Origin of the sequence: Nonomuraea sp. PA05, assembly GCF_008086045.1 — a bacterium.
Lineage (GTDB): Bacteria > Actinomycetota > Actinomycetes > Streptosporangiales > Streptosporangiaceae > Nonomuraea > Nonomuraea monospora.
Map to the genome: position 1 here is coordinate 33,251 of NZ_VSEY01000031.1, position 21,467 is coordinate 54,717.

Here is a 21,467-nt window from a genome sequence, read left to right on the forward strand (position 1 = left end):
TCTCACGCTCCCAACCGTGTGATGACGTATCCCAAGGTCCGTAAGGTGGTCTGGCCCTCGCAGGCGGCGTCGCCGGACTCGAAGCGCTCGCCGGTCGAGTCGTCCCGGCAGGCGTGGACGGGCGTGCTGAGGGCGTTCGGGGGCGGCTGCTCCCACACGTTGCCGATCCAGAACACCGTCGTCGCGCCCTCGCAGGCGCCGCCCACGTCGAGGTACTCGTCGTCGCCCGCGCGGCAGCGGAGCACGCCCCTGGTGCCGGGCTCGTCCCGCAGGGTCATCAGGCCGAGCGAGTTGCCGACCCGGTAGGTGGCGCCCGGCGACCTCGCCTCGGCGACCCGGCCGCGGGGCGGGTCAGGCTGGCTGTACTGGACGAGGTGGGCGTAGGGCAGGGTGTGGCCGAGGAGCCGTTCCTGGGTGTTGCCCTCGCAGTTCGCCGCCGAGGAGTCGAAGGACAGGCCCGTGATCGGGGACCGGCACCGGTACACCGGCATGGTGGCCACGCCCTCCGGCGGCTCGGCGTACACGTCACCGAGCTCGGCCAGCAGGGTGCGTCCCTCGCATGCCGGGTCGGTGGAGGTGAAGGTGTCGACGCCGGCGGCGCAGGAGTACAGCTTGCGGGTGCCCGGGGCGCCCGGCGGCGCGAGCGTGCCGAGCGAGATCTCCAGGTAGTAGCCGGGAGGCACCGCGTGGGTGCTGGTCAGGCGCTCGAAGTCGTGGTCGGTCCACCTGCTGAGCTGGCCGGGGAAGGGCGAGTCCCGGCGCACGACCGGGTTGAGGTACTCCTCGCTGATCTGCTCTCCGGTGCGCACGCCGTTGTACACGTGCACGTTGTCGATGAGCCCCACCCACAGCTCGGCGGGGGCGCCGCCGATCCTGGACCGGCCGATCTGCAGGCCCCCGGTGGACGGCCAGCCGCCGGTGAACGCCACGTCGCCGGAGATCTCGCCGTTGACGTACAGCTGAAGCCGCCCGGCCGCGGCGTCGCGCACCGCCGTGAGGTGCGTCCACTCGCCGGCCACGGCGGGCTCCGCGGACTCCGCCCGGCTGTAACCCGCGCCGTCGGCGTCCGCGGCCGGCACGCTGATGCTCCACCGGCCGCTCTCGATGCGGTACTTCAGCCCGAAACCGCTTCCCCGCACGCCGTCCTGGGTGAGGATCGCGCGGGTGCCGTCGCCTGTCCGGTCGAGCTTGACCCACGCCGAGACGGTGTAGCTGGCCTCGGTGCGCAGGACGGGGGCCGCGGTCGACAGGTAGCCGGCGCCGTCGAGCCGTACCGCGCGGCCGAGCGTGCCGTCCGCCCAGGTGACGGCGCCCGTGGCGGACAACGAGCGGTGGTTGCCCGACAGGTCGGCGCCGGAGTCCTCCAGCGGCCACAGCCCCTCGTCGGCGGTGGGGGCGGTGGCCAGGTCGTGGATCTCGTCCTGGGTGAGCACCCGGTCGTAGAGACGCACCTCGTCGACGCCGCCCGGCCAGTGGTCGACCGCCTTCCCGTCGTGCTTGGCCCGGCCGATCTGCACGGCCCCGTCGTCGTGCCAGGGAGTGGCGTGCGTCGCCGAGGCGGCCTGTGCTCCGTTGACGTACAGGCGCATCTCCTTGCTCGCGACGTCGAACACCCCGGTCAGGTGGGTCCACACGCCGACGGCGGCCCGGCCGGGCGCCACGGCGCGGTCGGTGGGCGGCGACGTCCCGTCCCGTTGCAGCATCGAGAAGGCCCAGCTCCCGCTCTGCGTGTACTGCAGGTAGAAGCCGCTGCCGGTGGCGGCGTCCTGGCTGACCGCCGTGCGGAACTGCCCGTCCGCGCCCTCCAGGCGCACCCACGCCGAGACGGAGAAGCTCTGGTCAGTCCGGACGGCGGAGCCGCCGGAGGCCGCCATGTGGCCGGTGGAGCCGTCCATGCGCAGCGCGTCGCCGTGCCTGCCGGCGCCCCACGCCGCGCCCCTGGGCGCCGAACCGGTGTTGCTCACCGTGCCGTGCCGTCCGCCGCCCGACACGTCCGGCACCCGGATGTCGGAGGTTCTCCCCTCCATCCGCCAGTGGCCGACCGGCGGGGTGCCCCGGCCCACGGCGAAGTGGTACTGCTTGCGGTACTTCAGGTCGGCGACGTTGCCCGCGCGGTCCATGCTCTGCACGTACAGGTCGTAGGGGCGGGCGCCGGACGGCGTCAGCAGCACGGTGGCGCTGCCGCCCGGCCGGTCGGCGTTGACGAACGCGGGCGGGGCGTCGTCCAGCTGGTACCTGAAGCGGGTGACGTCCGGGACGCCGTTCGCCGACAGGACGAAGGCCGCCGTCCGGCCGGCCGCCCCGCCGATGTCGTCCTCCGGATAGGTGACCGAGCTGACGTGCGGCATCCGGTCGGGCGCCTGCTGGTCCACCGTCACGTCGCACCACTGGCTGTACGGCCCCCAGTCCAGGCCGTCCGAGACCCGGGCCCGATAGGCGATCTTGCTGCCGTGGGCGAAGGCCCCGCCCGGGAGGGTGATGCTGAACGGGCTGCCGGACGGCTTCGACAGCGTGGTCGTCTCGCCCTTCTTCGCGCCGTGGCGGACGTACCACTCGAACTGCACCGCGACCGGGAGGCCGTCGGGGTCCGCCGCCGTGGCCCGCAGCGTCGGCGTGGCGGTGTAGACGTACGGCTCGTTCGGCTCGACGGCGCACCCGCGGTTCTCGGCCGACAGGCCGGTGGGCGCGCCGGGTACCCGGTTGTAGCCGACGACCAGCGAGGCGCTGGAGGCGAACCGCTTCCAGCCCCACCCGTCGTTCTCGTCGCCCGCCAGCACCGCCACGGTGGTCGTGGGATTGGCGTTGTAGACGGAGTTGCGCACCGCGAGGACGGAGTCGAAGCCCAGGTTGCGGGCGGGGCAGGCGGAGCCGTAGCCGTAGGCGACGTTGTGGCTCTGCAGCACCGGGCCACGCCAGGGCTGGTTGTTCCAGGTCAGGCCGCTGTCCACTCGCCCGGCCTCCTGGGCGTAGACCCACCTGGGCTCGCATGAGTAGGAGTGCACCACGGGGATGTTGAACTCCGCGCTGCGCACGACCGCGCCGAACAGGGACGAGACGTCGAACTGGAAGTAGGTGCGGGCCACCTGGACCTTCCCGCAGGTGGAGTCGATGCACCGGCCGGCCTTCGCGAAGCCGTCGCCGTCCCCGCCCCAGGCCCTGGTGTCGTCCAGCCCCTTGTAGACGTTGCCCCAGCCCGAGGGGCCTCTGCCCCAGTCAGGGTCGATGTAGAGGGGGAACCGGGCCTCGGGGTCGGCGAGCAGTTCCTTGTCGGGGATGAGCGTGAGGTGGCCGGCGCCGACCTTGACCGCCACGTCGGCCCGCCTGCCGCCGGATCCGGCCGCGGCGCGGGCCGTCGCGCCGGCTGAGGCGTCCCACATGGTCGCGGGCGTGGCCTGGAAGGCGACGCCGCCGTCCGCGCCGGTGGCCACCAGCGCGCCTGTCCCGGTCACGCCTACCGTGACGCCGCTCGTCCGCAGCCCGAACCTGATCTCGGCGAGCCGCGGGTCGCGGGCGGCCTTCGCCGTCCTGACGACCAGGACGTGGGAGAAGCCGCGCGGCGTCGCCCGCACGACGAGGTCCACCTCGGGGAGCACCTCGCGGTAGGTGGCGGTGTCCCCGTCGAGGACCGGCTCGGGCAGCGGCGCGGGCCAGGCCAGCTCGATCCTTGCGTCCCCGTCGCCGAAGCGGACCAGCGGGCCGTCGCCGCCGCCGCTCAGCCGTAACGGCGTGGCGGCCACGGCCGGTGTCACGCCGCCGTCCCCGGTGACGCTCAGGTCGAGGTCGAGCGGGGCCCATTCGCCGTCCTTACGGCCCCTGACGGGCTCCGCGCTCAGCTCCGCGGTGAGGGTGCCGTCCGGGTTCGCGTACACCATGCGGTCGGGGCCGGTCTCCTCCGGCACCACGACGCGCTCGCCCGAGGCGCGCGCCCGTTCCGCCGGCGACGGGTCGCGTGCCCGCCGGTCCTCGCTCGTCACCGGCGCGGCGGCGGCGGGGCGTGTGATCGCCGGGACCGCCAGCAGCGCCGGGATCAGTAACCAGGACAGGAAGATTCGCCATGAAGTCATGTGACCCCCGCTTCGAGACCGCTCCGGCGCATGCGGGCGGAACGGTCGGTTGATTCGGTGAGTGGTGTACCAGCCGTCGCGGGAGCGCTCTGCCGTTCGGCGGATGAGGCCCCCGTAGCCCCGCGAAAGGTCTGCCGTTCGGCGGATGAGCCCGATGCTAGGCCGTTCCTAAAATTGTCCGAAACAGCCGCTGACCAGCGCCGGACAATGCCGATCTCCGAGGCCGGGCGATCAATGCGGCGGGGTGCTGACCGGTTCAGGGAGCCGAAGTCTGGGGGGCGCGGGGCATGAACGCGGAACGACGGGCGGGCCGGCCGGAAGGGTCGATCGATCCCGACGCGGGGCCGGCGGAGCGCTTCGCCTGGGAGCTACGGCGATTACGCCGGGAGGCGGGCTCTCCCGGCTACCGGCTCCTGGCCAAGCGGGCGCACTACTCCCCGAGCACGCTCGCCGAGGCGGCGCAGGGCAGGCGGCTGCCCACCCTGGAGGTGGCCCTGGCCTACGTCGAGGCGTGCGGCGGGAACCGGGCGGAATGGACGGCCCGCTGGCAGGCCGCCGCCGGCCTCGTGTCCGCGGCCATGCCGCCCATGGCCGGCGAGGAGTGCCCCTATATGGGGCCGGCGGCCTTCCAGGAGCGGGACGCCGACTGGTACTTCGGCCGCGGCGAGCTCGTGGCGGCGCTCACCCGGCAGGTCACGGACGCGGACGGGTCAGGGCTGACGGCGGTGTTCGGGGCGTCGGGCAGCGGCAAGTCGTCCCTGATCAGAGCCGGTCTGCTGCCCGCCCTGCCGCCGGAGTGGCGCGCTGTCGTGCTCACCCCTTCGAAGCATCCCCTCACCGAGCTGGCGACCGCTCTCGCGCCGCTGACCGGCGCGGACGCGGCCGGCGATCCGGACGGGACTCCGGACTGGACTCTGGACGGGAGCCGGGTGCTGCTGGTGATCGACCAGTTCGAGGAGACGTTCACGCTCTGCGCGGACGCCGCCGAACGCGCGGCGTTCATCCGGGCCGTCGTGCGGGCGGCTCAGGGCGGCCCGCGGGTCGTCCTCGCGGTGCGGGCCGACTTCTACGCCCACTGCTCCGGCGTCCCCGAGCTCGTGGCCGCGCTGCGCGAGGGCACGCAGGTGCCGATCGGCGCTCCCGGCGAGGCCGAACTGCGCGACATCATCACCGGCCCGGCGGCCAAGGCGGGCGTCGCGGTGGACGACGACCTGGTCGTGACGCTGATCGCGGACGCCGCCGACCGGCCGGGCGCGCTGCCCCTGCTGTCCCGCGCGCTGCGCGAGACCTGGCGCCGCCGGGAGGGCCCCGTCCTGCGCCTGGCGGACTACCGGGCGGGCGGCGGGGTGCGCGGAAGCATCGCTCAGGCCGCCGAGGCGACCTACCTCAGTGGTGACGCCGCCCGCCGGCGGGCGATGCGCGCGGTCTTCCTCCGGCTGACCGCGCTCGGGGAGGGCACGCAGGACACCCTGCGCCGCGTCGCCCGCACCGAGCTGAGCGGCGTCGCGTCCGTGCCCGGGATGGACGACCTGCTGGAGGACCTGGCCCGCGCCCGGCTGATCGTCCTGGACCGGGAGACGGTGGAGGTGGCGCACGAGGCGGTGATCTCGGCGTGGCCCCGCTTGCGGAGCTGGCTGCTGGACGGCCGCGCCGACCTGCGCCTGCACCGCGACCTGACCCGGGCCGCTACCACCTGGCAGGAGCTCGGCCGCGACCGTGGCGCGCTGCTGCGCGGCGCCCGGCTCGCCGCCGCGCGGGCCTGGGCCGACCGGCGGCCGGAGGACCTCAACGACCTGGAGGCCGGCTACCTCGCCGCCAGCGCCACGGCCGACCGGAGGCGTGGGCGGCTGGCCCGGCAACTGGTCGCGACCATGGCCGGGCTCCTCGTGGTCGCCGTGGTCGCCGCGGTGACGGCCCTGCGCGTGCAGGCGTCGGCCCAGGACCAGCGGGACGTCGCCCTGTCGGAGAAGGTCGCCGGGGAGGCAGCCGCCCTGCGGAAGGTGGACCCCGCGCTGGCGGCGCAGCTCAGCCTGGCCGCCTACCGCCTGTCGCCGACGGTGGCCGCCCGGAGCAGCCTGATGAGCGGGTTCGCGGCGCCCTTCGCCACCCGGCTCGCCCTGAACGTCAACACCGTCGCCTTCACCGGGCGGACGATGGCGACCGGGGGCGACGACCGCGTCATCAGGCTGTGGGACGTGAGCGCCCCGCACCGCCCCGTCCTGCTCGCACAGCTGCCGGGCCAGCCCGGGGACGTCGAGTCGCTCGCGTTCGCGTCCGGCGGCCGCACCATGGTGAGCGCCACCTACGACGGCGAAGTGCGGCTGTGGAACGTGACAGAGCCGCGCCGCCCCACCCGGCTCGCTGCCTTCCGCGCCCATGACGAGGCGGTCTTGCGGGCGATGCCGACGCCTGACGCGCGCACCGTCCACACCGTGAGCGCCGACGGGACCGCCCGCGTGTGGGACGTCTCCCGGCCCGACCGGCCGGTGCGGCTGGCCGAGCTCACCGGCCACGCGGCGGGCATCCTCACGGCGGCGCTCAGCTCCGACGGCCGCACTCTCGTCACCGGCTCCGCGGACGGCAGGACCCGGATCTGGGACGTCGCGGACCCGCGCCACCCGGCGCCGCTGGCCTGGCTGCCCCGGCGCGAGGGCCAGGTCACCGGGGTGGCCCTCGCGCCGGACGGGCGGACGCTCGCCGTGTCCGGCCACGACCAGGAGGTCGCCCTGTGGGATCTCGCCGACCGCGGCGAGCCGGTCGCGCTGGCCAGGCTCAGCGGACACGCGGCGCCCGTTCAGGTGGTCGCGTTCAGCCCGGACGGGCGGACGGTGGCCAGTGGCGGCTGGGACTTCACGGTACGGCTGTGGGACGTCTCCGACCGGCGCCGCCCCCACCCCTCCACCACGGTCTCCGGGCACACCGGCACCATCTGGGGGCTCGCCTTCAGCCCGGACAGCGGCCACCTCGTCTCCGGGGGCGCGGACGAGGCCGTCCTGGTGACCGACGTGCCGGGGGCCGTCCTGGCCGGGCACGGCGGCGCGCTGTCGACCGCCGACCTCAGCCCCGACGGGCGCACGGCCGTCGTGGGCAGCGAGGACTTCTCCGCGCGGCTGTGGGACGTGCGCGACCCCGGCCGCCCCGCGCCGCTCGCCCTGCTGAACGGCCACACCGCCCAGGTCAAGGCGGTCGCGTTCAGCCACTCGGGCCGGCTGGTCGCCACCGGCGGCATCGACGGCCGGGTGCGCCTGTGGGACGTCGCGGATCCGCGGCGGCCCGCCCTGCTCGGGCGGTTCGAGACCGCCGGCGACGTCCGGACCCTCGCCTTCCTGCGAGGCGACGCGCTCCTGGCGACCGGCGGCGGCAGCGCGCCCGGGGCCGAGCTGTGGCACGTGACGGACCCGCGCCGCGTCCGGCGAGCCGGCGTGCTCAAGGAGAACATGGGGGTGCCGGCCCTCTCCGCGAGCCCGCACGACCCGTTGCTCGCGGTCGTCCAGGACCGCGACGTGCACCTGTGGAACCTCGCCGACTCGCGCGCCCCGGCGCGGGTGGCCCGCTTCGCCGCGCACCCGTCCACGGTGCGCCAGGCCGTCTTCAGCCGGGACGGCCGCACTCTGGCGACGGCCGGACTGGACGGCACCGCCCGCCTATGGGACGTCGCCACCCCCGCCAGGCCCCGCCTGCACGCCACCTTGTCCGGGCACGTCGGCGGCGTGCAGTCGGTCGCGCTCAGCCCCGACCGGAGTGCGCTCGCGACGGCGGGCATGGACGGCACGGTACGGCTGTGGCAGGTGCCCGCCACGGGCCGGCCTGAGCTGCGCGCGGTGCTGTCCGGGCACGGCGACCGGGTGCACGCCGTCACCTTCGGCCCCGACGGCCGCACCCTGCTCACCGCCGGTGAGGACCGGACGGCCCGCCTGTGGCCGACCGATCCTGAGCGGGTGGCGGCGCAGGTGTGCGCGCTGGCCCATCCTCGCATCACGGCCGGCGATTGGGCGCGATTCCTGCCGGGCATCGACCATCGCCCCCTGTGCGACCCCGCCACCCCCTGAACAGGCCGCTTGCGCGCGCTCCCGGCCCGCATCATCGTCAACGTCGGGGGCTCGCGAAGGATCGCTCCTGCCCGTTCGATGACCGGGAGAACCGGCATGCCGACACCATCCGGCGAACGCCACGCCAAGGCCGACTCCGCACGCCGCAGAACGGTGGGCGCGGTGGTGATCGGCCATTTCATCGAGGTCTACGACATGGCCCTCTACGGGCTCTTCGTGGCCCCCATCTCGACGGCCTTCTTCCCGGCGGGCAACGCGGAGGCCGCGCTGATCGCGACCTTCGCGGTCTTCGGCGTCTCCTTCCTGTCGAGGTCGGCGGGCAGCCTGTTCTTCGGGGTGATGGCCGACCGGGCGGGCAGGCGTACCGCGATGATGACGTCGATCCTGCTCATCGGGCTGGCGACCGCTGGCATCGGCCTCATCCCCACCTACGAGGCGGCGTCGCTGCTCTCCCCGGTTCTGCTCGTCCTGTGCAGGCTTGTGCAGGGGTTCGCCTCGGGCGGGGAGGCCACGGTCGCCCCGGTGTTCCTCGGCGAGTACGCCTCACGGAGGCGGCGCGGGTTCCTGACGTCGTTCATCTCCGCCGCCGGGAACCTGGGCACCCTGGCCGCGGCCGCCACGGGCGTCGTGATCGGCCTGGCCGTGGACGCGAGCACGTTCGACGCCTGGGGGTGGCGGGTGGCGTTCCTGATAGCCGCGCCGCTGGCCCTCGTGGGCCTGTACTTCCGCTTCGGGCTGCGGGAGCCGCCGGCGTACGAGGCGGCGCGTGCGGGGGTGCGCAACGCCTCGATCGGGACGGCGCTGCGGCGGAGCTGGCGCATGATCCTACGCGTGAGCTGCGTCGGCGCGCTCGGCACCACCTTCTACATCATGTTCGTCTACTACCCGACCTACCTCGTCCGGGAGAGCGGCCTGTCGGCCGGACAGGCCCGCGCGGTGCCGCTGATCCTCATCTCGACGCTCGTGGTGTTCAACCCGCTGGCGGGGCTGCTCGGCGACCGGTTCGGGCGGCGGGTGCCGCTCGTGCTGGGCGGGCTGGCGTCCATGTTGCTCGTGCTGCCCGGCTTCCTGGTCGCCCGCAGCGGCGGCTTCACGGCGGCCGTGCTGGGCGGCATGCTCATCCTGGTGAGCGTCCCGCTGTGCCTGGGCGCGATCCACGCCGCGGCGATGGAGTTCTACCCGACCGAGGTACGGGCGACGGCGGGCGGCATCGCGTGGACCATCGGCGCTTTCGTCTTCTCCGGCCTGCCGCCCCTGGTCGTCAACGTGCTGACCACACGGGCCGGCCTGCCGCTGTCGCCGGCGTTCGTGATCATGGGGACGGCGGCGATCGGGATCGTCGCCGCGTGGGGGCTGCCGGACAGCCGGAGGATCCGGCTGGAGTCCGTGGAAACGTCGATCAGGGAGCAGCGGGAAGCCGCGGCGCCCGGCTGACCGCCAAGGCGGCCTCCGGTCAGGGAGCGCTCGCGAACACCTCGTAGTGCTCCACCGTGGTCTCCCTGTCCACGAGGAACCCGTCGTCGGCCGGGTAGAACACCGCCCGCGCGGGATCGTCGCCCGCGAACGCCCTGATCGCCTCCCACGACTCCCAGAACGAGACCAGGAAGAACTCGGTCCTGCCGCCCTCGACGTCGCGTCGCGTGAACTGCGCGCCCCGGTTCCCCGGCGTGCTGGTATATCCCTTGAAGCCGGTTTCGAGCAGGTACTTCTCGTAGGCGGCCGCCTGGGAGGTCCGGGTCCATCCTCGCCACGTTCGCATGATCACACCATCCATGATGCCGCCTGAGCGGTGTCACGTCACCGGGGCTCAGCCCGTACCCCAGATCGGCCGTTCGGGGTCGGCGGCAGGCAGCTTCGACAGGGTCGCGGCGAGAACGGCCCAGTCGGCCACCCGCACGTTGTCCGCCATGAGCCGCAGGCGTGCGGCGATCTCGTGGTGAGCGTCGAGCAGCACGTCGATCGCCTCGATGATCTGGCCGGTCACCGCCTCGTACCCGCTGCCGCCGCCCTGCCCCTTCAGGAACGTCGCGCCCTCCTGGGTGCCGCCCCAGAAGTCGCCGATGGCGTTCAGGTCCTCGGCCGCCGCGGCGACGAACCCGCGCAGGTCGCTCCGCTCGGTCTCGAACGCGGTCGCCGCCGACCGGAACGGTTTCTGGTGGACCTCCATGCCGTCCTCCTCATCCTCCGGCCGGCTTGTGCGCCATGGTGAAGTACAGCAGCACCCGGCTCAGGGTCTGCTCCCAGGTGGGGACGAGCTCCGTGCCCGACTGCCCGTTCAGCGCCTCGTACGTGGGGCCGTACCCGGCCGATCCGCCGGCCAGGCGGCTCAGGAAGTACTGAACGTCCGGATTCGAGGTCGCCTTCCTGGCCAGGGGCATCGCCGCGTCGAACACCCCGTAGAAGGCGACCGACGCGGCGAACTCCTTCACCGCCTGAGTCGCGTTCTCGCCGAACGAGCCGGGGTCCTCGCCGCGCAGCGCCTTGACGCCCGCAACGACGCCCACGTCCCCCACCGCGAAGAAGACGCTGCCGATCGAGTACTCCGTCAGCTTGCTCAGCACGATCTTGGCGATGCTGTGCTCCAGCAGCTTCGCCAGCAGCCGCGCCTGCGCCCGCCGGATGAGGATCTGCGTGATCTGGTACGCCCAGCCCGCCTGCCAGGGGAAGGTGGTGATGAAGACGAAGCTCGCCAGGTTGGCCAGGGCCAGCGTCCAGTACGCGTCCCTGGCCGCCTTGAGCGTCTCGGCGAACTCGTCGCAGGCCGTGCCGTTGTCGCGGCACCGCTTGGCGAGCCTGGCGGTGAACGCGTTCTCCTCGGCCTGCGGGTAGAGCGCGGCCGTCACCGTCTTCTTGAACTCCTCCACCCCGGCCCCGTCGTTCCCGCGCCACACCGACTGCGCGGCGGAGTAGGTGTGGTCCGGGCTCTGCTCGATCCGGTCGGCCAGACGCTTCCAGACGGCGCCCGCCTGGCGCGCCCTGTCCGGATCGCCCTCGGGGTAGGGCGTGGCGAGCATCTCGAACACGAAGGCCGCGATGCCCAGAGTTCCCAAGCCGTAGATGCTCGCGCGGCCGGGGCTGACGTTCAGCGCCACCGGGTCCCGCCCGTGCCGTCCCCGTTCAGCGGCGTCCCGGCGATGAACGGCGCCACCATGTCGTTCGCCTCCCGCTCGGCGGCGCGCGCCGCCCGCCCGGCGGCCTCCAGGATCGCCGCCGCGAGCTCGTCGGAGCCGAGCCGCATCGCGCGGGGATCGATGCTCAGCCCGGCCAGCGCGCCGGTCTGCGTCACCGTCACCACCACGCGCCCCCCGGCCGCCTCGCCCCGGCCCACGACCAAGGTGATCTGGTCGCGCAGGCCCTCGATCGCCGTCAGCTCCTGGCGGAAGCCCTTCAGCAGCCGGTCCAGCTCTGGGTCGCCGGCGGTGCTGAACGGCTCCGTCGGTGGTGTCATGCCGCCTCCCGGTTGTTCGAGCGAAGAACACAATATACCGTTAAAACAGAGCGGAAATAGAGGTTGTTAGATCTTCCGGAAACCGGCGGGCGGTCTCCTCGGTCCATACGGGCGGGCCCCGCTTCGGCGAGGCGTTGCGCATCGTGCAGGCGGCACTGGCGACGGCGAAGCCCGCGCGGCGAACCGGCCCGTAGGGGTTCCCGCGGTGGTGAGCGTGCCTGGACGGGTCATCCCGTCGTGGTGGAGTGGGCCTGGGCGGGTCAACCTGCTGCGGTACGCCGCCGTGCGCATACCGCACGGGTTGTAGCCGCGCTCATCCGAACGAGTGATGAGCGACCCGGCCGGTCGCGGCTACCATGCGTCGATGCGCGCAAAGGTGCTGTCGTCTCTCAGACGGCTCGCCGTGATGAACCCCTTCCTCTCCGATCTGCTGTTGTGCATCCTCATCACCACCGTCACCCTGACGTTCGGCCTGGTCCTGGGCGGCGGATCGGCCGATCCGGGCTACGCGCGGCGCCCGATGGACCCGGCCGGCGTGCTGCTGACCCTGGTGGTCAATCTGGCGCCGGCCTGGCGGCGGCGTGCCCCGGTCAGCGTGCTGGTGATCTCGTGCGCCGCCTCGATCGTCTTCCACGCCGCCGGTTACGACGCCCGGCTCAACGGGGTGGCGCCGCTGCTGGCGCTCTACACCGTGGCAGGGAAGCGACCGCCCGCCGAGTCCGTGCCGTACGTCCTGCTCCCGGTCGCGGCGCTGTGGCACACGGCGTTCCTCGGCCCGGCGGAGTTCCTGTGGCCGAACCTGGCACAGACGAGCGTCATGCTCGCCATCGCGTGGACGTTCGGCAACAGCACCAGGATGCTGGTGGAGCGCAACAGGCGCCTGGCCGGCCTCAGCGAGCGGCTGCGGCAGGAGCAGGAGGACAGAGCGCGGCGCGCCGTGACGGAAGAGCGGGTGCGCATCGCCCGCGAGCTGCACGACGTGGTCGCCCACCACATGTCGGTGATCGTGATCCAGGCGGGCCTGGCCCGGTACGTCCTCGGCTCCGATCCGGCCACCGCGCGCGGCGCCCTCACCACCATCGCCGACACCGGCAGCGAGGCCATGGCGGAGATGCGACGCCTGCTGGCCATCCTGCGCATCGACCTCAACGACGACACGGGCGACAGCGGGGACGACGACATGGAGGGTTACGATCCCGCGCCCGGTTTGCAGCGGCTCGACCAGTTGGTGGAGCGGCTGCGGTCGGCGGGCCTGCCGGTCGAGGTGGAGATCACCGGCCTGGTACGCCCGCTGCCGCCCGGCATCGACCTGTGCGCGTACCGCGTCGTGCAGGAATGCCTCACCAACGTGCTCAGGCACGCGGGCCCCGCCACGGCCCGGGTCTTCCTGCACTACGGCGCCGAGCTGGAGCTGCGCGTCACGGATGACGGGCGCGGCGCGGACGCCGTCCGGCACGAGGACGGCCATGGCTTGATCGTCATGCGCGAACGCGTCAAGCTCTACAAGGGAACGGTCGCGGCCGGGCCGCAGCCATCGGGCGGGTTCGAGGTCGTGGTCACCCTGCCCTTACCCCTGCCCCTGCCGCCCGCTCACCCCCCTCAGACAGACGGTAAGCCGAAAACATGATCAAGGTACTCGTCGTCGACGACCAGATTCTCGTCCGCGCAGGTCTGGCGGCGCTGCTGCGCGCGGCGCCCGGCATCGACGTCGTCGGAGAGGCGGCGACCGGTGAGGAGGCCATCGCGCAGGCGGCTGCCACGCGGCCCGACATCATCCTCATGGACATCAGGATGCCGGGCATGAACGGCGTGACCGCCACCGGGCACATCCTGTCCGCGTGCGGCGAGCCCCGGCCCCGCGTGCTCATCCTGACCACGTTCGACCTGGACAAGTACGTCTACGACGCGCTGCGCATCGGCGCCTCGGGGTTCCTGCTCAAGGACACCCCGCCGGAGCGGCTCATCGCCGCCGTGCACACCGTCGCCGCGGGCGACATGCTCTTCGCCCCGAGCGTCACCCGGCGGCTGATCGAGGCTTACACCACGCACGCCGACCCGCACGCCGGCCCGCCCGCCGCGCTGCTCTCCCCCGCCCTGCACCCGCTCACCGCCCGCGAGGTGGAGGTGCTGAAGCTGGTCGGGCGGGCGCTGTCGAACGCGGAGATCGCCGCCCGGCTGCGTGTCAGCGAGGCCACCGTCAAGACCCACCTGAACCGGACGATGGCGAAGCTCAACCTCTCCAGCCGCGCGCAGATCGTGGCGCTGGCGTACGAGTCCGGCCTCATCGTCCCAGGCTGGGAAGGCTCCGCACGCACCTGAGGCGATCACCGCGCGCGCCTGAGGCGATCTTCGGCTGGCGCGGCGGGACGTCCCCGCCGTAGCGTTCGACCATGATCCGGCGAGCCCTGGACTGGTGGAGCGAGCATCCTCAGCTCGCCGACGCGCTGCTGGCCGCCGCGGCCTGCACGTTCCTGCTGGTGGAGGTGCCCTACAGCGAGCACACCATCGCCGACCCCGGCCGCCTGCCGGTGACGTTCTGGGGCGACCTGCTGGCCTACGCGAGCCTGGCCCTGCGGCGCACGTACCCGGTGCAGGTGCTGGCTCTGGTGTGGGCGCTGTGGTTCGCGGGCGGCCGGTGGGACATCTGGGCGGAGTGGAACGCCGCCTGGTCGGAGCTGAGCACCCCGACCGCGCTCATGCTCGCGCTCTACACCGCGGGCCGGTGGACGTCGTCGAGCCTGCCGGTCGTCTTCCTGGCGGGCACGCTGCTGCCGGCGCTCGTGACGGTGACGGCCGGGCCGGTGACCGCCGCGCCCCCAGACGACCTGTACGTGGTGTCGTTCGTGACGTGCGCGGCGGCGTGGGGGCTGGGCAGGCTGCGGCGTTCCGAGGCCGAGGCGGTGGCGCGCGCCGCGGCCCGCGCCGAGGAGAGCAAGGCCCAGGCGGCGCTGGCCGAGCAGCGCATGCGCATCGCCCGCGAGCTGCACGACATCGTGGCGCACAACGTGAGCGCGATGGTGATCCAGTCGTCGAGCGCGGGCGTCGCGCTGCTGAACGACGACAGGGCGGCGGCGGGCGCGGCCGTCGAGGCGATCGGGCACGTGGGCCGCACGGCGCTGGCCGAGCTGCGGATGCTGCTCGGCGTGCTGCGGGAGGGCCCGGCGATGCCGCAGCCGGGGATCGAGGCGATCGGCGAGATGGCCGAATGGCTGCCCCTCGACGTGCGATTACGCGTCGAGGGCGGCCCTCGCGAGGTGCCGCCCGAGGTGGGGCGGGCGGCGTACCGGATCGTGCAGGAGGCGTTGACGAACACGCTCAAGCACGCGGAGAAGGACGCCGCCGCGGAGGTGGTGCTGCGTTACGCGGCGGACGGGCTGCACATCCAGGTCACCGACGACGGCGGCGGGGGCGCGGAGCGCGGGCGGGGCGGGGCGGGCGGGTACGGACTGATCGGCATTCACGAGCGCGCCGAGGGGCTCGGCGGGACGGCGTCGGGGGCGCCGCTGCCGGAGGGCGGGTTCAGGGTCGAGGTGTGGCTTCCGTGGGGGTGAGCGCCCGGGCGGCGACCGCCCGGGCGCTCATGCTCAGCCTCCTGGGTGGTAGGACTCCCAGACGAAGCCGCGCATCTTCTCCTGGAACCAGCTCACCGGGTTACGCAGCCGCTTGGACACCGTCCTGCCCCGTTCGGCGGTGACGCCCACGGGGAGCTGGCCCGCGGTCGCGTGGTGCAGGCTCTGCGACACGCCGTAGGTGACGTCGGCGCCGCCGCCCTTGAGGTTGCCCTTGCTGTCGGTGACCGCGTAGCCGCCGCCTCCCCAGCCCTTCTTGGACTCGTACTCGGCCCCGTAGTAGGCGTCCCAGGTGCCCGGTTTGGTGGCCAGGCCCTCGATGGTGGTGTGCTTGTAGAACAGGCCGCCGCTGGCCTCGGCGCCGACCGAGGTGGACATGCCGGTCTTGTAGGTGCCGGCGAGGCCCACGCCCTTCCTGTCGAAGACCAGGCACCCCTCCACGCTGAAGGCCGCGGTCAGCTTGATCCCGAGCCCGCCGCACAGGCCGATGGTGCCCTTCTTCGGTTTGGCCGGCGCCGGCGGCTTGGCCGGTTCCGCCGGTGGCCTGGGGGTCAGGTCGGGGATGCCGGGCTGCCGCAGCAGCGGTTTCTGCCCCGGCGCGACCGGCCCTTGGAGGAAGGCTCGCTGGCGGGCGGCGACGTACCAGTTGCTGACCGCCAGGTAGAAGCGGCTCGTGAAGATGTTCAGGTACACGTGCACCAGGTACAGGTTCTGCCGCATGAGGTAGTTGTAGTTGCCGTACCGCACCCAGAACTGGCGGTAGCCGAGCAGGTAGTAGTTGACGTAGGGGAAGCGGCCGTCCGGGTCGGACATGGTGGCAGGGTTGTTGTCGGCGTAGTTGTAGCCGTTCATCTGCTGCGAGCGGCCCATCTCGATCTCCGGGTCCACGGAGATGAAGCGGCCGGTGTTCGGGTCGTAGCCGCGCGCGCCGAGCGTCGTCAGGTCGGTGGTGGAGTCGACGATGCCGCCGACGAAGCCCTTCTCGTTGCCCGCGGGCCACTGGCCCTTGCTGGCCCGCAGCTGGCCGAACGGGGTGTAGCGGCGGCGGCTCAGCGAGCCGTCGGTCGCGTTGATGGCCAGCTCGGCGGTGCCGTGGTGGTCGTTGACGAGGAAGGTGACGCCCTGGCCGGTGCGCATGGCGTTGCGGTGGTAGCGCACGGCCTTGGCCACGCTCTGCCCCTTGTCCAGGCGCACCTCCATGTCGGGCAGGTAGAGGGTGGTGCCGGCCGGGTCGCGGCGCAGCAGCCGCTCACCGTCGGCGGTGTAGAGGAAGGTGGTTTCTCCCTTCTTGTCGTCGACGACCTTCACCAGCTCGCCTTCGGCGTCCCAGTGGAGCGTCTGGTTGCCGGAGGAGGTTCTGCGCTCGGTGGTGTTGCCGACCGGGTCGTAGCCGTAGGACTCGGCGTCGCCGCTCACGTCGGCGAGCTGGTGTCCCCGGTACTTGGGGTCCACGCCGGGGTTGCCGGCGTAGCGGTAGCCGCGCGTGGCGCTCTGTACGCCGCCGGCGGGCCCGGCGGCGTAGTGGGTCTCCCCCGTCCGGTTGCCGGCGTCGTCGTAGGCGTAGTTCACCCGGTACGGCGCGGGCCCGCCGATCGTGGCCTGGCCGGGGTCGGCCGCGCAGGTGGCGCCCTCCTGGGTCCAGGCGTCGATCAGCCGTTGCAGGTCGTCATAGCGGAAGCACTGGTTGTCGACCCCGTCCCTGGAGGTGTCGACGGCCTGCAGCAGGTTGCCCGAGTCGGTGTAGCGGTACTCGACGCTGCGGTCGGTCCCGGCCGTGCCGGCGTGCGCGGTGGTGGCCTTCTGCAGCCGCTGGGTGCCGTACTCGTAGCTGAAGGTCTGGTCCACCTGCTTGCCGGCGGCGCCGATCGACAGCCGCTGGCCGATCTGCTTGCCGGTCTTGGTGTAGTCGACGCCGACGAGGTAGGTCGAGAGGTTGGAGCCGGTCGCGACGAGCCGGCCGAGGTCGTCGTAGGTGAAGGCGGTGGTCTCGGCCGGCAGGTCGCCGGCGGCCGGGCTGCTCGCGGCCCTGACGCTGCCGTCGAGGTTGTAGGTGGTGTCGAAGACGTAGCCGCCGTCGGGGGCGAGCGCTCCTTCGCTGCCCGGCAGCAGGACGCGCTTGCGCGTGGGCCTGTTCAGGTTGTCGTAGATGTCGACCTGAGTGGTGTACCTGGCCGTACCGACGATGCGGGTGGCGCTGGTGAGCTGGCCCTTGCGGACGGTGTCGTAGACCCATTCGGCGACCTTGACGCCGGGGCTCGCCGTGGTGGCGTCGTACAGGCCGGTTCTGCGGCCGGTGCCGTCGTAGGTGACCGACAGCTTCTTGCCGCGGGCGTCCTCGGTGGAGATGAGCTGGTCCACGTCGTTGTAGCTGAACTTGGTGACGCCCTTGTCGGGGTCGGACGTCTGGATCTTGCGTCCGCGCAGGTCGTAGGTGGTGGTCCAGACGTGGTCGCCGGGCCCGGTGACCGAGGACTCCAGCCCGCGGTGGTCGTAGCGGAACCGGGTGGCGACGTAGCCGCCGGCGCGGTGCTCGCGCACCTCGGTCCTGCGGTCGTGGGCGTCGGTGAAGGTGGTGACGGGCGTGCCGCCCGCCGGTGGGGTCACCCTGGTCCAGTTCCCGCCGTACTCGTAGCGGGTGCGCCACTTCTCCTGGGCGTCGCTGCTGCCCACCAGCAGCCGCTCGGCCGTCGCGCGGCCCTGGCCGTCGTACTCGTGGACGTGCTGGGTCTCGATCTTGCCGGGGTCGGCCACGCCGAAGACCTCGGGTCTGGGCTCGCCGTCGGCGTAGTAGCTCTCGTAGGTGCGGTCCACCTGGCCGGCCGCGTTGTAGAAGGTGTCGGAGACGAGCCGGCCCTTGGTGGCGCCGTCGCGGCCCGCCGCCTGGAGCTGCCGTTGCCGCAGCCACCCGTCGAACAGCGTGTACGACTGTTCCTGGCCGCCTTCGGCGGTGAGCGACTTGGTGGAGACGGCCACCACCGCGTTCGGCCGGATGAGGTAGTCGTACTCCTTGTCCGGCACGGCGGAGGCGGGCCGGTTGCCCAGCCACACCTTGGTCAGGTGGCCGGCGGCGTCGTACTGGACGGTGGTGGTCCTGCCGCCGGCGTCGGTGTCGCTGACGGGGCTGCCCCACGCCGGGTCGAGCACCTTGACGGTGGTGTGCGCCGTGGCGGCGTCGCCGGGCGTCGCGGGCGGGCCGCTCACCTCGACCTTCGTGGTCAGGCCGTGGGTCTGGGTGTACTTCGTGGTGGTGGTCCGGCCCGCCGCGTCGGTGACCGTGACGGGGCGGCCGTAGGCGTCGTACGTGGTGCGGGACGCGGCCAGGGGTGTCACCGCGGTGGCCGTGGCCTCCTTGGCCTTCTCCACCAGGGTGGCGTCGCCCAGGGTCGGCGCAGCCTTGAAGGCGCCGTTGTCGTAGTAGGTGCGCTCCTCGGAGATCAGGTCCTTGGCCAGGTCGGGGGTGTCGGCGCAGCGCCGTGCCACGGTCCTGACCTGGGCGGGCTTGGCGAGCACGCGGGCGCCGTCGGCGGTGAACGTCGTGGTGACGCACTTCTCGTCGCCGGTGACGGCGGTGTCGCCCTCGTCGTCGGTCTGGGCGGGCGCGCCGGTGGTGAGGTTGAACGCGGTGACGCTCGACCTGGTCGCCCGCCAGCCGTCGTCGAGCTTCTTCAGGCCGCGGGTGCCGGCGACGCCGCTCAGGTTGGCGGTGACGGTGATGCTGCCCTTGTCGATCGTGCGGGTGCGTGAGGCGGTCTGGTGGTGCCAGGGCCTGTTCATGCTCTTGCTGACGGGCTCGCCGCCGGCCCTGTCGTAGGTGATCGTCTTGAGGGTGAGGCCCTGCAGCGACTCGTGGTCGGGGTAGGAGCCGCCCTCGCCGTCGCTGACGGTGACCTTCTTGGTGCCGCCGTCGGCGTTCAGGCGGTCGCCGTCCATGCCCTGGAAGAACCAGTGGTCGGTCTGGGACGGGGCGGCGCTGGTGGCGCCGGTGCGGACCCGTACCTTGTCGTAGCCCTGCCACTGCGACCAGGTGCGGTACTTCTCCTTGGTGAGCCCGTCGTCGTCGGTGAAGCGCCAGGCGGGCTCGCCGATGCTGTAGTCGTAGTCGGTGACCATGTCGGGCGAGCCGCCCGTCAGATCGGTCTGGACGAGCTGGGTGACCACGTACTTGTGGAACCAGTCGAGCGTCGGGCTGGCGTCGCCGCTGGTGCGCTCCCACATGACGGGGAAGCAGCGGCGGTGGTTGGCGGGCGGGCTGGGCGTGTCGCCGACGCGGCAGTCGGCCGCGGAGTAGTTGACGTCCAGGACGCCGCCGGTCTCGTTGGTGACGGAGCCGACGCGGTTCTTGATGAACGGGCCCACGTCGTCGCCGAGGGCGTCCACCCGGTTGGCGAGCTGGGTGTAGGCGAAGCTCACCGGCGGCATCACCACCGGCGCGGGCCCGGCGTGGCCGGTGTGCACGATCGACTTCAGCAGGAGCTGCCGGTCCACGTCCGCGGTGCCCCAGTCGTGGGTGAAGGCCCACGAATCGACCGTGCGGTGGCCGGAGCCGTCGCTCTTGATCACCTTCGTGGTGGCCTCGACGACCCGCTTGCGCGTCCAGAACGTGGGCGCCGACGCCCCCTTGTAGTCCTCGCACTTGGTGCCGGCCGCGCAGTTGAGGTCCCAGGGAACGTCCTCCCAGTAGGCGGGATGGTCGTCGATCTTGGACTCGGCGCAGTCGTCGGCCGAGCGCAGGCACCGCTCGGCGACCTTGAAGTCCACCCGGGCCGGGGCGGTGGCCGGGTAGGGATCGGCGGCGTTCAGGCCGTACTCGACGCTCTTGAGGTAGCCGCCCCTGACGTAGGGGGTGTCGTCCTCGGCCCGCAGGTTGCGGCCGTAACGGTTGCCCTCCTGCCCGTAGTAGTAGACGATCGCGTTGCCGTGCGGGTCCTCGACGTAGTCGAGGTTCCACCGCCAGGCCTGCTGGCACCACGAGGTGGCGAAGGTGTCGTCGTGGCAGGGCTCGCCGGAGTCGTCGCCGTAGATGGGCACGGTCCAGGTGGACTTCGTCTCGGCCTTGCCGGAGGCCCAGCCCTTCAGCCGGTTCTTGCCGAAGTGGTAGCGCTTGCCGTCCGGGGCGGTGAGCACCCAGTACTCGTTGTTGTCGTCGCCGTTGGCGGTGTCGGTGGCGGACCCGGACACCTTCTTGATCCGGGTGCCGTCGTCCTTGCGCAGCCGCCACTCGTTCTCGCCCGACTGCACCAGCTCACCGCCCTTGCCGCCGAGCGTCAGCACCGCGTTGTCGTAGCCCCAGCACTGGTCCATCGGGTGGACGTCGTAGGTGCCGTCCTTGGGCACGCCGTCGTCCTTGCACGAGCGATACTTGCGTTCGATGTAGCCGGGCCACAGGTCGAAGCCGTCGCCGACCTGCGAACCCTGGTTGTTGGAGCTGGAGGTGCGCCCGTCGATGGACGACGAGGAGTAGGCCACGCCCAGCTCGGGGGCGAGCCCGCCGGGCACCGGAGGCACCCGCAGGGGATACGACCACGTGAAATCGCCGGTCTGGGTGCCGACCTGCCAGGTGGCCGAGGCCGCCAGCTCGGTCGCCTTGTAGTCGCCCTTGGAGCTCTCCGCGCCCGCGACCGCCGCGACGACGGCCGGTTCCGCGGCGGTCTCGACGTCGGCGGCGACCGTCCTGGCGCGGGTGTCGTTGGACGAGGGCAGCGGCGCGGCCGTCCGGCATCCCGGCAGGTCGGGCGTGGTCAGCGCGCACGCGGGCAGGCTCACCAGCCGCACCCGCGACCCGAACGCGCCGCCGAACGCCTCGGCGAACCCCGAGTAGTCCAGCCGCAGGCCGACCTTGCCCGGCCGGCCGGCCGCCTGCCCGACGGTGAGCAGCACCCCGCTGACACCGGCGCGCGAGGCGGCCGTCCGGTCGAGCATCCGCACCCGCACCTTGCCCGGCTCGGCGGCAGGCCCCTGTGCGGCCGCCTTCGCCTGCGATGCCGATGCGGAGATCCAGACGGGCAGCTCGCCCGCCCGTTGCGTGCCTGTCCGCCGGGAGCTGTTCTGCTCGTCGAGGGTGACCTCGGCCTCTCCCGCGGCCGGCCAGCGGACGACCGGGTCAGGAGCGCGCGGGGTGCCCTTGCGCGGCGTGACCTTCAAGGATGCGCCGGGCACCACGATCTCGTGGTCCACCGGTCTGGGCGGTTCCCCCGCTGCGGCCCGGGCCGTGCCGGTCGCCGGCGTTGCCGCGAGCAGCCCCGCCACCAGGGCCGTGGTCATTGCTAAGTGAAGGAGCCGGCGGACCGGCCCGCTTCCCACCCGCGTTCTCACACCGCGGACAGTCATGCGTCACCTC

11 protein-coding genes are annotated in these 21,467 nt (G+C 72.8%); 5 read left to right on the forward strand and 6 right to left on the reverse strand.

The features are described 5' to 3' along the window. Positions 1–2 precede the first annotated feature (2 nt). Positions 3–4,064: a LamG-like jellyroll fold domain-containing protein gene (locus tag FXF51_RS39540; RefSeq protein ID WP_148439890.1), complete on the reverse strand. Its 4,062-nt coding sequence runs from the start codon at positions 4,062–4,064 to the stop codon at positions 3–5. Between the two features lie 287 nt (positions 4,065–4,351). Between FXF51_RS39540 and FXF51_RS39545 the strand changes: the two genes are divergently transcribed. Both FXF51_RS39545 and FXF51_RS39550 read left to right on the forward strand, forming a co-directional pair. Then, positions 4,352–8,113: a hypothetical protein gene (locus FXF51_RS39545; protein ID WP_148439891.1), complete on the forward strand. Its 3,762-nt coding sequence runs from the start codon at positions 4,352–4,354 to the stop codon at positions 8,111–8,113. Positions 8,114–8,209: 96 nt separating this feature from the next. Next, a complete protein-coding gene (locus FXF51_RS39550; RefSeq protein ID WP_187414817.1) occupies positions 8,210–9,547 on the forward strand; it encodes an MFS transporter in 1,338 nt (445 codons plus the stop codon). A 19-nt stretch (positions 9,548–9,566) separates the two neighbouring features. Here FXF51_RS39550 and FXF51_RS39555 read toward each other — a convergent pair whose 3' ends face one another. From FXF51_RS39555 to FXF51_RS39570, 4 genes are read right to left on the reverse strand one after another with little or no spacing between them, the layout of a single operon-like run. Further along, positions 9,567–9,872 carry an antibiotic biosynthesis monooxygenase family protein gene (locus FXF51_RS39555; protein ID WP_222871652.1) on the reverse strand — a complete coding sequence of 102 codons (306 nt, stop codon included), beginning with the start codon at positions 9,870–9,872 and terminating at the stop codon, positions 9,567–9,569. A 48-nt stretch (positions 9,873–9,920) separates the two neighbouring features. Then, positions 9,921–10,280: a hypothetical protein gene (locus FXF51_RS39560; RefSeq protein WP_148439894.1), complete on the reverse strand. Its 360-nt coding sequence runs from the start codon at positions 10,278–10,280 to the stop codon at positions 9,921–9,923. Between the two features lie 10 nt (positions 10,281–10,290). Further along, positions 10,291–11,163 (reverse strand): hypothetical protein, encoded by an 873-nt coding sequence (locus FXF51_RS39565; RefSeq protein WP_148439895.1) that lies wholly within the window; start codon positions 11,161–11,163, stop codon positions 10,291–10,293. 32 nt (positions 11,164–11,195) lie between these two features. Then, positions 11,196–11,561, reverse strand: a complete 366-nt coding sequence (locus tag FXF51_RS39570) for a YbaB/EbfC family nucleoid-associated protein (protein ID WP_148439896.1) — start codon at positions 11,559–11,561, stop codon at positions 11,196–11,198. 364 nt (positions 11,562–11,925) lie between these two features. Between FXF51_RS39570 and FXF51_RS39575 the strand changes: the two genes are divergently transcribed. The 3 genes from FXF51_RS39575 to FXF51_RS39585 all read left to right on the forward strand — a co-directional run bounded on the left by FXF51_RS39575 (position 11,926) and on the right by FXF51_RS39585 (position 15,112). Beyond that, positions 11,926–13,188: a sensor histidine kinase gene (locus tag FXF51_RS39575; protein ID WP_187414818.1), complete on the forward strand. Its 1,263-nt coding sequence runs from the start codon at positions 11,926–11,928 to the stop codon at positions 13,186–13,188. Further along, a complete protein-coding gene (locus FXF51_RS39580) occupies positions 13,185–13,880 on the forward strand; it encodes a response regulator transcription factor (RefSeq protein ID WP_148439898.1) in 696 nt (231 codons plus the stop codon). Before FXF51_RS39575 ends, FXF51_RS39580 begins: the two co-directional genes overlap by 4 nt. Positions 13,881–13,951: 71 nt before the next feature. Next, positions 13,952–15,112: a sensor histidine kinase gene (locus tag FXF51_RS39585; protein ID WP_148439899.1), complete on the forward strand. Its 1,161-nt coding sequence runs from the start codon at positions 13,952–13,954 to the stop codon at positions 15,110–15,112. 33 nt (positions 15,113–15,145) lie between these two features. Here FXF51_RS39585 and FXF51_RS39590 read toward each other — a convergent pair whose 3' ends face one another. Further along, positions 15,146–21,391 carry an RHS repeat domain-containing protein gene (locus FXF51_RS39590; RefSeq protein ID WP_148439900.1) on the reverse strand — a complete coding sequence of 2,082 codons (6,246 nt, stop codon included), beginning with the start codon at positions 21,389–21,391 and terminating at the stop codon, positions 15,146–15,148. Positions 21,392–21,467 lie beyond the last annotated feature (76 nt).